Source organism: Pedobacter sp. D749 (assembly GCF_019317285.1).
Classification (GTDB): domain Bacteria; phylum Bacteroidota; class Bacteroidia; order Sphingobacteriales; family Sphingobacteriaceae; genus Pedobacter.
Map to the genome: position 1 here is coordinate 3,477,183 of NZ_CP079218.1, position 17,692 is coordinate 3,494,874.

At 41.9% G+C, this 17,692-nt stretch carries 6 protein-coding genes; 3 read left to right on the plus strand and 3 right to left on the minus strand.

The window, feature by feature from the left end; genetic code table 11:
• Positions 1-742: 742 nt before the first annotated feature.
• From KYH19_RS13990 to KYH19_RS14000, 3 genes are all read left to right on the plus strand, one after another.
• Entirely contained in the window at positions 743-1,981 is a 1,239-nt protein-coding gene (locus KYH19_RS13990) for a carboxypeptidase-like regulatory domain-containing protein (RefSeq protein ID WP_219075568.1), read from the plus strand.
• 114 nt (positions 1,982-2,095) lie between these two features.
• A complete protein-coding gene (locus tag KYH19_RS13995; RefSeq protein ID WP_219075569.1) occupies positions 2,096-3,163 on the plus strand; it encodes a PA0069 family radical SAM protein in 1,068 nt (355 codons plus the stop codon).
• 536 nt (positions 3,164-3,699) lie between these two features.
• The gene (locus KYH19_RS14000; RefSeq protein WP_219075570.1) at positions 3,700-4,572 is read left to right on the plus strand and encodes a RimK family alpha-L-glutamate ligase; all 873 of its coding nucleotides are present in this window, start codon (positions 3,700-3,702) and stop codon (positions 4,570-4,572) included.
• Positions 4,573-4,897: 325 nt separating this feature from the next.
• On the opposite strand, the gene KYH19_RS14005 is transcribed toward KYH19_RS14000, so the two are convergent.
• The 3 genes from KYH19_RS14005 to KYH19_RS14015 form a co-directional block, all read right to left on the minus strand.
• A complete protein-coding gene (locus tag KYH19_RS14005; protein ID WP_132404300.1) occupies positions 4,898-7,450 on the minus strand; it encodes an ATP-dependent Clp protease ATP-binding subunit in 2,553 nt (850 codons plus the stop codon).
• Between the two features lie 621 nt (positions 7,451-8,071).
• On the minus strand, positions 8,072-8,932 hold the full coding sequence (locus KYH19_RS14010; RefSeq protein WP_219075571.1) for a PorP/SprF family type IX secretion system membrane protein: 861 nt from the start codon (positions 8,930-8,932) through the stop codon (positions 8,072-8,074).
• Positions 8,933-8,945: 13 nt separating this feature from the next.
• The gene (locus tag KYH19_RS14015) at positions 8,946-17,678 is read right to left on the minus strand and encodes an MBG domain-containing protein (RefSeq protein ID WP_219075572.1); all 8,733 of its coding nucleotides are present in this window, start codon (positions 17,676-17,678) and stop codon (positions 8,946-8,948) included.
• Between the last annotated feature and the right edge of the window lie 14 nt (positions 17,679-17,692).

A 17,692-nucleotide genomic window follows, 5' to 3' on the forward strand; every position in this document is an offset into this window, starting at 1 on the left:
TTGAAAAGCAAATGCAGTGCTCTTCGGTTTCAGCAGTCCCGCCCTTCGTTGCAAATCCTCGCCCTCATGCTTCGGGCTGTGGGTTTTCCACTTCGGTCGGGTTTAGCTGGCAGGGCTGGCAATCCTATTTAGGGTTTGGAACTATGCAGCACCTACCACTGTTAAATAAACCTGACAGAGCGGGTAGCCCACAGTGAAGTGTAACGTAACGAGGACTACAAGCGATGGCAGGGCCGCTGTAGCCATGAAAAACGGAGCTTTCATTTTCAAATAAAAAACGACTCTTGTTGTAAATCAGGCTTATTAACAAATTATCCCTTTTAAGATCCTTCTCTGCGGTCAGGATGACAGCGCTCATGCTTCTGAATGTGGGTTTTCCTCTTCGGTCGGGTTTAACTGAAAAGGCTGGTTAATACTATTGAGGGTTTGGAACTATGCAGCACTCACCACTGTTAAATAAACCAGACAGAGCGGGTAGCCCACAGTGAAGCGTAACGTAACGAGGACTACAAGCGATGGCGGGACTGCTTTAGCCATAGAAAACGGAGCTTTCGTTTTCAAATCGAAAACCAATCATTTCATTACAATTGGTTTGAGCTATTTTGGATAAATTATCATTTTAAAGATCCTTCTCTGCGCTCAGGATGACAGCTCTTACAAAAGATCACTATCAAATGTTAAATTTGTTAAAATTCTTTTTCGTTTTTAATAAATATTACGCCTTTTGGTTACATTCGTCTCCATGATTAAAAGCCTTTTAGTAGCCCTTACGCTGATTATATTGGGTACTAATGCCATTGCTCAAAACACCTTCTCAATTAGTGGTTTGGTCAGGGATCAAAAAGATGGATTGCCCGGTGCAAGTATCTATTTAAGTGGGTATAAAATTGCTACAGTTGCTGATAACGATGGAAGATTTAAACTTTCAAACCTAAAGCCGGGCAGTTACGATCTACTCGTTCAACTGGTTGGTTACCTCCCCTATTCTAAAAGTGTAATCATATCGGATAAATCGGTCCAGGTAGAACTTGTTTTAAAAGAAAATGTTGCCCAGCTTGATGAAGTAGTGATCCGGGCCGACCCTAACCGCCAGAAATATATTAACCAGTTTAAAGAATTTTTTATCGGCAAAACGCCCAATGCAACTCAATGTAAAATCTTAAATCCGCAGGTTTTAAATGTAGATTATGATGTAACCAAAAGTACGCTCACCGTTTCTACAACCGAATTTTTGGTGGTCGAAAACAAAGCTTTAGGTTACCGACTCAAATACATGCTCGATCATTTTGAATATAATTCCCGAACCCATATTATTTATTATTCTGGTCACCCGTTTTTTGAAGAGTTAAAAGCTTCGGCAGCTAAAAAGAAAAAATATATCGCCGCCCGAGAAGTAGCTTATTATGGTTCTTCGCAACATTTTTTTCGTTCGCTTTATGCCAATAAAACAAAGGAAGAAGGTTTTATCATCAATAAAATGATCAAAATCCCTAACCCTAACCGTTATCCACAATACATTATCAATACCAATTTAGAAAAGATTAAGGCCGTACCTGAGAAAACAGGCATCAGACAGAACAAAGGTAAAATAGATACCGCACTGCTCGCCTTTTGGACCAAGCAACAGGAGATGCCGAAAACTATCGATAAATTTTCGAGAGCAGATGTACTTACCGATACCTTAGTGCATTATTTTAACAAGAATTTAAAATACTTAAGTTATACTGATGCCTTGCTAATTCAATATACCAAAGAAAAAGAATCCATGGCTTATTCTAAAACCGGTTTTTGGATTTTCAGGCCTTTAGATGTTCCCGAAAATGAAATCTCCGTTGCCAATTTAACCGGTGAAGGTGTTCGTTTTTATGAAAATGGTGGTATTTATGATTCACGATCTTTACTTTTCGAAGGTTATTGGGCTTATGAAAAAGTTGCCGATATGGTACCCATGGATTATGTACCGCTTCCGAGGAAGGAATGATGGAAGATGTGAGATGGAAAATGTAAGATGTATGATGGGATCTAAAACTAAAATTGTTGAAAAGTAACCATTTTTGATCATTAAAATTACTAAAAATATTAGTAATTTTAATCTATGATTAGCGATGAAGAAAAACAGTATTTTAAAGGTCGGGGGGCTCAGGTTAATCCACATAACAAATTTTTAAAGGATGTTTATGTAAAGGAACATCATGAGGGAATAGATGATTGGGAAGAAAGCGACCGCAAAACATCCTTTATTTTCGAGAATTCAAAAACCATCGTAAACAAGGTTGATAGTCCGGATGTGGGCATGGCCTATTCGCTTAATCCCTATCAGGGCTGCGAACATGGCTGTACTTATTGTTATGCCCGCAACTCTCACCAATACTGGGGTTATAGTGCCGGAATAGAGTTTGAACGGAAAATAATCGTCAAAAAAGATGCTCCGGTACTGTTTAAAAAGTTTCTGGAGAAAAAAGGCTGGGATGCAACGACCATTTCTCTTTCTGGCAATACCGATTGCTACCAGCCTGCCGAAAAAAAGTTTAAACTCACCAGGCAGTTGCTCGAAATTGCATTGGCCTACAAACAGCCCATTGGTATGATTACCAAAAACTCCCTGATCCTGCGCGATAGGGATATTCTGCAGGAAATGGCCAAGCTAAACCTTTGTATGGTTTATGTCTCCATTAATAGTTTAAATGAGGATTTACGACAAGTAATGGAACCACGTACTACAACTGCCAAACAACGGTTAAAGGTGGTGGAGGAATTGAGTAAAGATGGAATTCCTATGGGGGTGATGGTTGCTCCTCTTGTTCCTGGTTTAAGCGACCATGAAATTCCGAAAATTTTAAAAGCGGTAGCCAATGCCGGTGCCATTAAAGCCGGTTATACTGTGGTGCGTTTAAACGGAGCCATAGGACAGATATTTGAAGATTGGCTGCGCAAAAACTTTCCTGACCGCTTAGATAAGGTGTGGCATTCAATTCAAAGTTGCCACGGCGGAAATGTAAACGATAGTCGTTTTGGAGATAGGATGCGTGGCGATGGCAATATTTCTCAAATGATCAGGGATAATTTCAGGCTACACTGCCGATTAAATGGTTTAAATGTAAAGGATATTATTTTAGACCATACTTTGTTCAAAATTCCAAGTAACCAGGTGAGTCTGTTTTAAAATTTGGGGAGAAAATCCATGGCGCTCAGTGGCCTTGATTTTATCATCATGGCCATTTCAAATTAGTTGGTCATAATTTGTAATTCTACCGCGTTGACACATCTTTTTTAAGAATAGTTTAAGCATCATGCTAGGTTGCTTAAAAGAAGTATAGGCTGTACCGAAGAACGTCGTCAATCCCAAGAGCCAGGGAAATCAAAAAAACAGTTGCAGTTCAGGTAAATTGGCAGTAACAAACCTGAAACGCAGTGATTTTGTGTTCATAAGCGATGATTTAATATTTAAAAAATATTGAACACAAAATGAAGTGCCGCTGTTTTTTTGATGTGCATGGGATTGTGCAAAAGGCTCATTGCTGGATTGACAAAGCGCTTTGGGTACTTTGGCGCTCCAAAGTACCATGCCCCGCGGCATAGAGCGAAAAAAACTGCAGTTAACAGTCGTTACCGATTTGCAATCGGGATTTTTGAGGTGTGGCTTTGTAATCCACCTTAGTAAATTTGTAATCCAGCTTGATAAAACTTAGTTTTAACGTCATGAACATTGCATTAGTAACCTACCTTGATAAAGGTGCTTATGATAGCGCTACAGTTGAAAGCGAAGATGATAAACTCTTAAATTTCCTCAAAGAAAAAGGACTGAACATTGAAAAAGTAATCTGGAACGATCGGAATATAAACTGGGAAGATTATTCGCTTGCCATTTTAAAATCACCATGGGATTATTTTGACCTGATTGAAGAATTTTACGACTGGCTTGATCACCTGGAAGCAAAAAAAGTAAAATTGCTTAACCCTATTGATGTTGTGCGATGGAATGCAAACAAACAGTATCTGCGGGAAATTGAAGCAGCTGGATTAAAAACTACACCTGGTTTATTCATTCAAAATCAAGAAAGCGTAAATCTTGAATATTTTTTCGAGAAATTCAACACCGATAAGTTAATTGTAAAACCTTGTGTGAGTGGTGGTGCAAAAAATACATTTAAAGTAACTGCAGATAATGTAAATGAGGTTAATCAAAAATTAAATCTCCTTATTCAGGATGAAGATTTTATCATTCAGCCATTCCTGCCAGAGATTCTGGAAAGCGGTGAATGGTCGTTTATTTTCTTTAATGGCGTGTATAGTCATTCCTTAATCAAACAGGCTAAACCTGGCGATTTTAGGGTGCAACCGGCCCATGGCGGCTCTGTGCATCCGCAAAAACCTCATGCAGAACAGATTGCTACCGCAGAACAATACGTAAAGTTATTTACTAAAGATTGCCTGTATGCACGGGTTGATGGTACTTTTGTAAATGACGAATTTTTACTGATGGAGTTAGAATTGATAGAACCTTTCCTGTTTTTAAATACCGATCCTCAAAATTACGAGCGGTATTATCAGGCATTAGTAGATTTGATGTAAAAGAACTTACTATTAAATAGCCTGTTTATCGTGGTTTCTCAGGAAAGAAAAATCGTCATTGCGAGAAGGCTTTTTCAGCCGACGAAGCAATCTTACAACGATCGCGACTAGCAGGCGCATTAAGATTGCTTCGTCGTTCCTCCTCGCAATGATGACGTGTTTCGTTAGGTGCAAATTAACAGTTCTAATTGAATCACTTAGTAAATTTTCTCGATTGTTACTTAGCTGAAAACCTACACCCAATATCTATCATTTTGGGCCGCACCCATTTCGAAATAAGTGTATTAAACAAAAAAACTCCCGATTTTCATCGGGAGTTTCTTATTTATTTACTCGAAGAATCTTCTTCTTGTTTCGGCTCTTCTTTTTTCTTTTCGCCTTTTTTGTGATTGATAGAAATCAGTTCGGTAGTTTTATCGTAATCAATTTCTAAAACATCACCTTCGGCTAGTTCACCTTTAAGGATCTCTTCAGCAATTGGATCTTCTAAATATTTCTGAATGGCCCTTTTTAACGGACGAGCACCAAAATTACTATCAAAACCTTTATCAGCAATGTATTCTTTAGCGTTATCGGTTAATGCAATTTCATAACCAAGGGTATGAACGCGACCGAATAAAGCTTTTAACTCGATATCGATAATTCTGAAGATTTCGTCTTTACCTAAGCTATTGAATACTACAACATCATCAACACGGTTTAAGAACTCAGGAGCAAAAGCACGTTTTAATGCACTTTCAATTACACCACGACTGTGAGAATCGGCCTGATTAGTTTTTGCTGAAGTAGAGAAACCAACACCCTGACCAAAATCTTTTAGTTGACGGGCACCAATGTTTGAAGTCATGATGATGATTGTATTTCTAAAATCAACTTTACGTCCTAAACTATCGGTTAACTGTCCTTCATCCAAAACCTGCAATAAGATATTGAATACATCTGGGTGAGCTTTTTCAATCTCATCCAATAAGATTACGGCATAAGGCTTTCTTCTTACTTTTTCAGTTAACTGTCCACCTTCTTCATAACCTACATATCCCGGAGGCGCTCCCACTAAACGTGATACTGCAAATTTCTCCATATACTCACTCATGTCGATCTGGATCAGAGAATCATCACTATCGAACATGAAACGGGCTAATTCTTTTGCCAATTCGGTTTTACCTACGCCTGTCGGGCCTAAGAAAATAAATGAACCAATTGGTTTTTTAGGATCTTTTAATCCGGCTCTCGTACGTTGGATCGCTTTTGTTAATTTTTTGATCGCATCATCCTGACCAATAATTTTCTCAGCCACTTTATCGTACATGTTCAACAGTTTTGCACTGTCTGTTTGTCCAACACGTTGCACTGGGATACCCGTCATCATCGAAACCACTTCGGCTACATTATCTTCTGATACTTCGTAACGTTTACTTTTGGTTTCTGCTTCCCACTCGGCTTTAGCTTTATCTAATTCTTCAATTAAATTTTTCTCTGTATCGCGCAGTTTTGCAGCTTCTTCATATTTCTGGCTACGTACAACCTTGTTCTTCTCTAATTTGATATCTTCAATTTTAGCTTCGATATCAATAATATTCTGCGGAACGTGGATATTGGTTAAGTGAACACGCGAACCTGCTTCATCTAAAGCATCAATCGCTTTATCAGGTAAGAAACGATCAGAAATATAACGTGATGTTAAAGTAACACAAGCTAAAATAGCTTCATCAGTATACGTTACACCGTGGTGTTCTTCATACTTATCTTTAATTCGGGTTAAAATCTCTACAGTTTCGTCCGGTGTAGCAGGCTCAACCATTACTTTTTGGAAACGACGGTCTAAAGCACCATCTTTTTCAATGTATTGACGGTATTCATCTAATGTTGTAGCACCAATACATTGAATTTCGCCCCTTGCCAAAGCAGGTTTGAACATATTGGATGCATCTAATGAACCTGATGCACCACCAGCACCAACGATGGTGTGGATCTCATCAATAAATAAAATAACATCAGTAGATTTTTCAAGCTCGTTCATCACGGCTTTCATACGCTCTTCGAACTGGCCACGGTATTTTGTACCGGCTACCAATGAGGCAAGATCTAAGGTAACTACACGTTTGCCAAAAAGCACACGCGAAACTTTACGTTGCACAATGCGTAAGGCCAAACCCTCAGCAATTGCCGATTTACCAACACCCGGCTCTCCAATTAAAATTGGATTGTTCTTTTTCCTGCGGGATAAAATCTGCGATACGCGTTCAATTTCTTTCTCGCGGCCAACGATTGGGTCTAAACGACCTTCTTCTGCTGCTTTTGTTAAATCACGACCGAAATTATCCAGAACAGGGGTCTTAGATTTTATATCTGAAACCTTTTTAGGTGTACTAAAGCTTTCCTCTTCGCGATAATCATCATCGCCTCCTGTAGAAGCGCTATTTGAGATATCATCTCTGAAACCATTTTTATTCACTTCTACCTCCTGTTTAAAAACATCGTAAGTAACGCCATACTGCAATAAGATTTGTGAGGCGATGTTATCATCATCTCTCAAAACCGATAATAGTAAATGTTCGGTGCCAATTAAATCGCTCTTAAATATTTTAGCTTCTAAGTAAGTAATTTTTAAAACTTTTTCTGCCTGTTTTGTTAACGGAATATTGCCTAAGTTTACTGTAACACTCGAAGTACCCCGAACGGCATCTTCAATTGAGCGGCGCAATTTACCTGTATCAACCCCTAACGATCGTAAAATTTTTATAGCCATGCCATCGCCTTCGCGGATGAGGCCCAATAATAAATGCTCGGTTCCGATGTAATCGTGCCCTAAGCGGAGCGCTTCCTCCCTACTAAAAGAGATTACATCTTTAACCTGTGGTGAAAATTTTGCTTCCATAATACCTTTCTTAACAGCTACGTCCCTAAACTATAAAATAACTTTATAAAAACGAACGTACTGTTTTCTTTATTTTATCAACAATTGCGCCATATGGGTGGATAAAGAGGCTTTTGAATGCCCGAGAACCCAAAATTCAATGTAAGATTATTGTTTCGATAAATATTAATTTATTTATATCTATCTACGTAATAAGTGTTCTAAAGGTTTTAAAGGGACATTTGCCAAAAACATCCGGTTACTGATATCTGATTGTCGGTTTATTGTAAGTATTTTTTAACCATCAAAAACTGACAATTTGTATCTTTTTACTTAGGCAATTTACAAGTTTTGACAGAAAAACAAAAGAACATGACATCATTTAATAATTTTATCAGATTCACAAGCTCAAGCCACTCCTACACAAAATAATCTTACTACGAATTTAACCGTAAATAAGTTGTTTTTGTTTTTAACATTATTAAACTAACTGCTTTAATTAGAATTAAAATGGCCGCAGTTAAATGCTGCGGCCATTCAATTTAATGTCAATATTTAAATACTGTCTACCCCAATGTAATAATCAGTATTTTTTGTTTAAACAGAAGCATAACAGCGTTATCCGTTCAGATATTTTTAGGGTTACCAATGGATCCCGAGGTTAATCTCAAAGTTCCCCGCTGTGTAACCGCTTAAATTACCAGTTTGTGTTGTGTATGCGGTATTGATCATGTATTTTTTCTTATAATGCAACCCAACACCAAAACTTGCAGCTTTACTGGTATGATACATAGCTGTAAAGAACAACTGTTGATTGGCAACTCCTAGTTGTCCGCCAATATCAAAAATATCAGCGATTCCCGTAAAAGAACGATAAGCAACTTTAGGTTGAAACAGACTTTCGCCAATATCAATTTTGTACCCTGCTGCTGCATATACAGCAGGTGTATTAATTAGTTTTAAGTTGTCTCTGTTGAAATAATTTTTAAGGTTCACTAATGCAAAATCTGCAGTAAAGTGCTTTGAAGTTAGTCCAACGCCAAAATCACCATCGAAATACGTCTTATGGTCGTTATTATAATTGCCAACCTGCGGATCATTTGGATTTCCTATAAGGTCTTGCATATCCACCCGCTGATTCAAAAAACCTGCAGACAAACCAAAATGTAATTTTGCAGATTCATTAAGCGGAAGATGATAGGCATAACTTGCCATAATTCTCGTTTGCCTTTGTAAGCCGGCTTTATCAAGATTCATGTTTAATCCTACCCCTACTCTTTCCCATCCGTAAGTGGCACTCAGATTTTGTACCATAGGGGCACCGGGAATATTATTCCATTGTGAACGGAAGGTCAGGTCTGCTGTTGCACCTTCTGCTAATCCAGCCATGGCCGGGTTAGCAAGGTAAGTATTGTTAAAATATTGGTTTAATAATGGATTAGTCTGAGCTTTTACCTTCGAAACACCGATAAGAGCAGCCAGTATTAATATTGTTGTTTTCATCCTTTTCATTTTCTTAGCGGTTTCTGATAATCGTAATAAATCCCTTTTGAACCAATTTATTTGGGCCATAAGTAATGATGTAATAATAAGTTCCTTCCGCAAGGTCATTTCCTCCGATAGTTCCATTCCAGCTGTTATCATATGATTTTTTACTGTACATTTCCCTGCCATTGCGATCAAATATCCGAACTTCGTTACCTGGATACATATCAATGTTCTGTACAAGCCAGGTATCATTTATACCATCTCCATTTGGCGTTAAGATATTATTCGCAACCAATTTATAATCTTCAGCTACCTTAATGGTGATCGATTTAGAACTATTGCAACCGCTCGCATTGGTTACCCGAACCGTGTACGTTGTGGTTTGTGCCGGACGAACGCTAAGGAAAGCAGTATTCTGCCCGCTAACAATACCACTTGCCGTAGACCAGCTGTAGGCTGTGCCTCCACTGGCAGTTAATACCGTTGTTTCACCCTTACTGATTTCAGTACCTTTACTACTTACAATACTTACCGATGGAACTGCATTGATTGTTAATGTACCGTTTACATATACAAAACTATAATTGTTAGATGCACCACCAGATGCTACCAGTACATAATTGCCTGCTACATTTCTATTGGCAGTAGTGCTTACAGTTGGTTTTGTACTCAATGAATTTTCAGTATCACCTGCTTTAAAACCGGCATAAGTTACTCCAAACGTTGGGAAACCGTCTGACTGGCACATTACCGCATTTATTGCCGTAACAGTAAGTACAGATTTAGTAATGGTCAGGTTAGCACCAATGTAAGTTAAAGTATAGTTACCATTCAATGCAAGCGTACCCTGGTTGATCGCATACGTACCCACGTTTTCTCCAGGTGACCTGGTTAAACTTCCCGTGAAAGTATTTGTCCCAACTAAAGCCGGAGCAAAGGTATAAGTCAGTGCAGGATCTGCATCACCATAGGTTTTGCTTTTCGCTGCTGCTGTTACCGTTACCGTTTTCGCACCGATCGTTAAATCAGCACCAACATAAGTTAAGGTATAGTTGCCATTCAATGCCAGTGTTCCCTGGTTAATCGCATACGTACCCACATTTTCTCCAGGTGATCTGCTCAGACTTCCGCTGAAGCTATCGCCTGTTACCAATGCAGGTGCAGAAGTATAAGTCAGTGCAGGATCTGCATCGCCGTAGGTTTTGCTTTTCGCTGCGGCTGTTACCGTTACCGTTTTTGCACCGATCGTTAAATCAGCACCAACATAAGTTAAGGTATAGTTGCCATTCAATGCCAGTGTTCCCTGGTTGATCGCATACGTACCCACATTTTCTCCAGGTGATCTGCTCAGACTTCCGCTGAAGCTATCGCCTGTTACCAATGCAGGTGCAGAGGTATAAGTCAGTGCAGGATCTGCATCACCATAGGTTTTGCTTTTCGCTGCGGCTGTTACCGTTACCGTTTTCGCACCGATCGTTAAATCAGCACCAATGTAAGTTAAGGTATAGTTGCCATTCAATGCCAGTGTTCCCTGGTTGATCGCATACGTACCCACATTTTCTCCAGGTGATCTGCTCAGACTTCCGCTGAAGCTATCGCCTGTTACCAGTGCAGGTGCAGAGGTATAAGTCAGTGCAGGATCTGCATCACCATAGGTTTTGCTTTTCGCTGCGGCTGTTACCGTTACCGTTTTCGCACCAATCGTTAAATCAGCACCAATGTAAGTTAAGGTATAGTTGCCATTCAATGCCAGTGTTCCCTGGTTGATCGCATACGTACCCACATTTTCTCCAGGTGATCTGCTCAGACTTCCGCTGAAGCTATCGCCTGTTACCAGTGAAGGTGCAGAGGTATAAGTCAGTGCAGGATCTGCATCACCATAGGTTTTGCTTTTCGCTGCGGCTGTTACCGTTACCGTTTTTGCACCGATCGTTAAATCAGCACCAACATAAGTTAAGGTATAGTTACCATTTAGTGCAAGCGTACCTTGATTGATTGCATATGTACCCACATTTTCTCCAGGTGATCTGCTCAGACTTCCGCTGAAGCTATCGCCTGTTACCAGTGAAGGTGCAGAGGTATAAGTCAGTGCAGGATCTGCATCACCATAGGTTTTGCTTTTCGCTGCGGCTGTTACCGTTACCGTTTTTGCACCGATCGTTAAATCAGCACCAACATAAGTTAAGGTATAGTTACCATTTAGTGCAAGTGTACCTTGATTGATCGCATAAGTACCCACGTTTTCACCAGGTGATCTGCTTAGACTTCCGCTGAAGCTATCGCCTGTTACCAGTGAAGGTGCAGAGGTATAAGTCAGTGCAGGATCTGCATCACCATAGGTTTTGCTTTTCGCTGCGGCTGTTACCGTTACCGTTTTTGCACCGATCGTTAAATCAGCACCAACATAAGTTAAGGTATAGTTACCATTTAGTGCAAGCGTACCCTGGTTGATTGCATACGTACCCACATTTTCTCCAGGTGATCTGCTCAGACTTCCGCTGAAGCTATCGCCTGTTACCAATGCAGGTGCAGAGGTATAAGTCAGTGCAGGATCTGCATCGCCATAGGTTTTGCTTTTCGCTGCCGCTGTTACTGTAACTGTTTTTGCACCGATCGTTAAATCAGCACTAATATAGGTTAAAGTATAGTTACCATTTAGTGCAAGTGTACCTTGATTGATCACATAAGTACCCACGTTTTCACCAGGTGATCTGGTCAGGCTTCCGCTGAAGCTATCACCTGTTACTAGTGAAGGTGCAGAGGTATAAGTTAGTGCAGGATCTGCATCGCCATAGGTTTTGCTTTTCGCTGCCGCTGTTACTGTAACTGTTTTTGCACCGATCGTTAAATCAGCACTAATATAGGTTAAAGTATAGTTACCATTTAGTGCAAGTGTACCTTGATTGATCGCATAAGTACCCACATTTTCGCCAGGTAACCTGGTCAGGCTTCCGCTGAAGCTATCCCCTGTTACCAGTGCAGGTGCAGAGGTATAAGTCAGTACAGGATCTGCATCGCCATAGGTTTTGCTTTTAGCTGCTGCCGTTACCGTTATCGTTTTTGCACCGATTGTTAAATCAGCACCAACATAAGTTAAGGTATAGTTGCTGCTCAAAGCAAGTGTTCCCTGGTTGATTGCATACGTACCCACATTTTCTCCAGGTGATCTGGTCAGACTTCCGCTGAAGCTATCACCTGTTACTAGTGAAGGTGCAGAGGTATAAGTCAGTACAGGATCTGCATCGCCATAGGTTTTGCTTTTCGCTGCTGCCGTTACCGTTACCGTTTTTGCACCGATCGTTAAATCAGCACCAACATAAGTTAAGGTATAGTTACCATTTAGTGCAAGCGTACCTTGATTGATTGCATACGTACCCACATTTTCTCCAGGTGATCTGCTCAGACTTCCGCTGAAGCTATCGCCTGTTACCAGTGAAGGTGCAGAGGTATAAGTCAGTGCAGGATCTGCATCACCATAGGTTTTGCTTTTCGCTGCGGCTGTTACCGTTACCGTTTTTGCACCGATCGTTAAATCAGCACCAACATAAGTTAAGGTATAGTTGCCATTCAATGCCAGTGTTCCCTGGTTGATCGCATACGTACCCACATTTTCTCCAGGTGATCTGCTCAGACTTCCGCTGAAGCTATCGCCTGTTACCAATGCAGGTGCAGAAGTATAAGTCAGTGCAGGATCTGCATCGCCGTAGGTTTTGCTTTTCGCTGCGGCTGTTACCGTTACCGTTTTTGCACCGATCGTTAAATCAGCACCAACATAAGTTAAGGTATAGTTGCCATTCAATGCCAGTGTTCCCTGGTTGATCGCATACGTACCCACATTTTCTCCAGGTGATCTGCTCAGACTTCCGCTGAAGCTATCGCCTGTTACCAATGCAGGTGCAGAAGTATAAGTCAGTGCAGGATCTGCATCGCCGTAGGTTTTGCTTTTCGCTGCGGCTGTTACCGTTACCGTTTTTGCACCGATCGTTAAATCAGCACCAACATAAGTTAAGGTATAGTTGCCATTCAATGCCAGTGTTCCCTGGTTGATCGCATACGTACCCACATTTTCTCCAGGTGATCTGCTCAGACTTCCGCTGAAGCTATCGCCTGTTACCAGTGCAGGTGCAGAGGTATAAGTCAGTGCAGGATCTGCATCACCATAGGTTTTGCTTTTCGCTGCGGCTGTTACCGTTACCGTTTTCGCACCGATCGTTAAATCAGCACCAATGTAAGTTAAGGTATAGTTGCCATTCAATGCCAGTGTTCCCTGGTTGATCGCATACGTACCCACATTTTCTCCAGGTGATCTGCTCAGACTTCCGCTGAAGCTATCGCCTGTTACCAGTGCAGGTGCAGAGGTATAAGTCAGTGCAGGATCTGCATCACCATAGGTTTTGCTTTTCGCTGCGGCTGTTACCGTTACCGTTTTCGCACCAATCGTTAAATCAGCACCAATGTAAGTTAAGGTATAGTTGCCATTCAATGCCAGTGTTCCCTGGTTGATCGCATACGTACCCACATTTTCTCCAGGTGATCTGCTCAGACTTCCGCTGAAGCTATCGCCTGTTACCAGTGCAGGTGCAGAGGTATAAGTCAGTGCAGGATCTGCATCACCATAGGTTTTGCTTTTCGCTGCGGCTGTTACCGTTACCGTTTTTGCACCGATCGTTAAATCAGCACCAACATAAGTTAAGGTATAGTTACCATTTAGTGCAAGCGTACCTTGATTGATTGCATATGTACCCACATTTTCTCCAGGTGATCTGCTCAGACTTCCGCTGAAGCTATCGCCTGTTACCAGTGAAGGTGCAGAGGTATAAGTCAGTGCAGGATCTGCATCACCATAGGTTTTGCTTTTCGCTGCGGCTGTTACCGTTACCGTTTTTGCACCGATCGTTAAATCAGCACCAACATAAGTTAAGGTATAGTTACCATTTAGTGCAAGCGTACCTTGATTGATTGCATATGTACCCACATTTTCTCCAGGTGATCTGCTCAGACTTCCGCTGAAGCTATCGCCTGTTACCAGTGAAGGTGCAGAGGTATAAGTCAGTGCAGGATCTGCATCACCATAGGTTTTGCTTTTCGCTGCGGCTGTTACCGTTACCGTTTTTGCACCGATCGTTAAATCAGCACCAACATAAGTTAAGGTATAGTTACCATTTAGTGCAAGCGTACCTTGATTGATTGCATACGTACCCACATTTTCTCCAGGTGATCTGCTCAGACTTCCGCTGAAGCTATCGCCTGTTACCAGTGAAGGTGCAGAGGTATAAGTCAGTGCAGGATCTGCATCGCCATAGGTTTTGCTTTTCGCTGCCGCTGTTACTGTAACTGTTTTTGCACCGATCGTTAAATCAGCACTAATATAGGTTAAAGTATAGTTACCATTTAGTGCAAGTGTACCTTGATTGATCGCATAAGTACCCACGTTTTCACCAGGTGATCTGCTTAGACTTCCGCTGAAGCTATCGCCTGTTACCAATGCAGGTGAAGGGGTATAAGACAGTCCAGGATCTGCATCGCCATAGGTTTTGCTTTTCGCTGCAGCTGTTACTGTTATCGGTTTTGCACCGATTGTTAAATCAGCACCAACATAAGTTAAGGTATAATTGCTGCTCAAGGCAAGTGTGCCCTGGTTGATCGCATACGTACCCACGTTTTCTCCAGGTGACCTGCTCAGGCTTCCGCTGAAGCTATCGCCTGTTACCAATGCAGGTGAAGGGGTATAAGTCAGTCCAGGATCTGCATCGCCATAGGTTTTGCTTTTCGCTGCAGCTGTTACTGTTATCGGTTTTGCACCGATTGTTAAATCAGCACCAACAAAAGTTAAAGTATAGTTGCTGCTCAAAGCCAGTGTGCCCTGGTTGATCGCATAGGTACCCACGTTTTCTCCAGGTGACCTGCTTAGGCTTCCGCTGAAGCTATCGCCTGTTACCAATGCAGATGAAGGGGTATAAGACAGTCCAGGATCTGCATTGCCATAGGTTTTGCTTTTCGCTTCGGCAGTTACTGTTATCGGTTTTGCACCGATCGTTAAATCAGCACCAACAAAAGTTAAAGTATAGTTGCTGCTCAAGGCCAGTGTGCCCTGGTTGATCGCATATGTACCCACATTTTCTCCAGGTGACCTGCTCAGGCTTCCGCTGAAGCTATCGCCTGTTACCAATGCAGATGAACGGGTATAAGACAGTCCAGGATCTGCATTGCCATAGGTTTTGCTTTTCGCTGCAGCTGTTACTGTTATCGGTTTTGCACCGATTGTTAAATCAGCACCAACATAAGTTAAGGTATAATTGCCACTTAGTGCAAGTGTGCCCTGGTTGATTGCATACGTACCCACGTTTTCTCCAGGTGACCTGCTCAGGCTTCCGCTGAAGCTATCGCCTGTTACCAATGCAGGTGAAGGGGTATAAGACAGTCCAGGATCTGCATCGCCATAGGTTTTGCTTTTCGCTGCCGCCGTTACTGTAATAACTCTTTGCGCAACAGCACTGGTCGGTATAGTGATAACTGGACTGTTAGTGCCCGTACTGGTTAATGTTATATTCCCTGTAATATTTGTATTAGCAGTTGCAGTTGCTGTTAACCTTACATAAACTGTACCCGATACCGTACCCGAAGTACCGATGATAGCAGAAGTACCAAAATTTATACCATCAGCACTTACTTCAAAATTAGCTGTTGATGAAGGCGTGGCCGTAATACCGGCAGTTAATCCTGTACCCGATACGTTCACACTGGTTGATGTTGATGCGGTTCCGTAAGTTGTGCTTAACGCTGATGGAAAAGTCCCGGCTGAAGCGGTAATTTGAGATGCCTGAGTGTAGGTAATAGAAAACGGACTTGCAGCCGTGTTGCTATTGCCTGCAGCATCCTGTGCTATATTGGCCGAAACATTTATCGTTACTGCACCATTTGCTGTTGGCGTGGAATTAAAAGTATAAGTAGTTCCGCTTCCTGAAAAACCACTGATGGTGGCATTTCCTGGTGTAATATCTCCTGCTACAAATCCTGTTACGGTCTCCGAAAAAGTAACTGTAAATGGAATTGGCGAAGTGCTGGTTGATCCACCGGATGCACCCGCAGTGCTCGTAATCACAACGGATGGACGCTGCGAGTCAACCGTAAAAGTAATGATAGGACTGTTTGCGCTCACTGCATTACCAGTAACCTGTGCAGTCGCATAAACCGTATGCGAACCTTGTGTCAGTGAAGTTGGCTGAGTGAATGACCAGTTCCCGCCAGTTGCTGTTTTGAAACCTATAGATGCTCCATCTACATATACCGTAACGGTTGCATCTGCTGTTGCAGTTCCTGTATAAGTTGGGGTGGTCGTAGTGATTAAATTGCCATTGGAAGGGCTGGCTACTACCGGTGTGGCTGTTGCTGACTGTACATAGGTAAACTGGTCGCTGGCACTGGTTGCACTGGTGCCCCCTGTTGTAGTGATGCGGACATCAACGGTGCCTGTTCCTGCCGGCGCGGTCGCCGTGATCTGTGTTGCAGAGTTAACGGTGAAGCCTGTAGCCGCCGTGGCGCCAAAGGTCACCGCCGTAGTCCCGCTGAAGTTGGTGCCGGTAATGGTCACGCTAGTGCCTCCACCGGTCGGGCCACTGGTTGGGCTCAAAGCCGTTACAGTTGGTGCGGCGACATAGGTAAACTGGTCGCTGGCACTGGTCGCACTGGTGCCTCCTGTTGTAGTGATGCGGACATCAACGGTGCCTGTTCCTGCTGGTGCGGTCGCCGTGATTTGTGTTGCCGAGTTAACGGTGAAGCCTGTAGCCGAAGTAGCTCCAAAGGTCACCGCCGTAGTCCCGCTGAAGTTGGTGCCGGTAATGGTCACGCTAGTGCCTCCTCCGGTCGGGCCACTGGTTGGGCTCAAAGCCGTTACCGTTGGTGCGGCGACCTGTACTGAAGTGGTAAATTGTTGATCTGCACCATAGGAAGTACCAACACTATTTATGGCATAAGCACGTACATGATAGGTTGTAGAACTTGACAGTGTTGTTTCATTATAGGAATATGTACCTAATGCTGTTCCTGCAACTATTCTTTTGGTATCGGCAGTGGTAGGATTAAGGGTTGTTGAATAAACAAAGCCTTTTTCTGTTATTGTGGCAAAACCAGCGCTTACCAAATTACCATTAAATACTGCAGAAGTAGCTGCTACCGAACTTGCAGCATTAGTAGTTATTCGTGGGGAAGGATCGTATGTAAAACTGGTTAAGCCAACATAGAAATCGGCAGCATTAGTATTATTTGGAAATTGGGCATTTGTGGTAATCGTCAATATTACTTCATCAACATCGCTCCATCCTGTAAAATTATATGAATACGGGGCATTTGCATTTTCCAGATAAACGTTTTGAGTATACTTTACTGTTCCTGATTTTTTACCTTCGATCCTGATATACTGATCCTGGCTAAAAGTGACAAAATTAATCGTCTTAAAATTAAAATTCTGACCATCAGCTCGCTTTATGGATGTTTTGGCATTACCAGTTGCCGTAGGAGTTGGATCTCCCGATTGGAGCCAAAGCGTCTGGTCGTTATACGTCCAAAAACCTGGGCTATTAGCTGCCATTGTAAATGTCCAGCTTTCCTGAGCCGCAGTAGTCTGCGTAAAAGATGTTGTTCCCAATTTCGTTCCATTAACAGGATCACCTGATACATTAGCAAAATCGAGTGTCCTTGTCTGCCCATATAAGGTCAACTGAACAATCAACAAACAAATTAATAAGTAAAATTTTCTCATCATATTTAACACTTTAT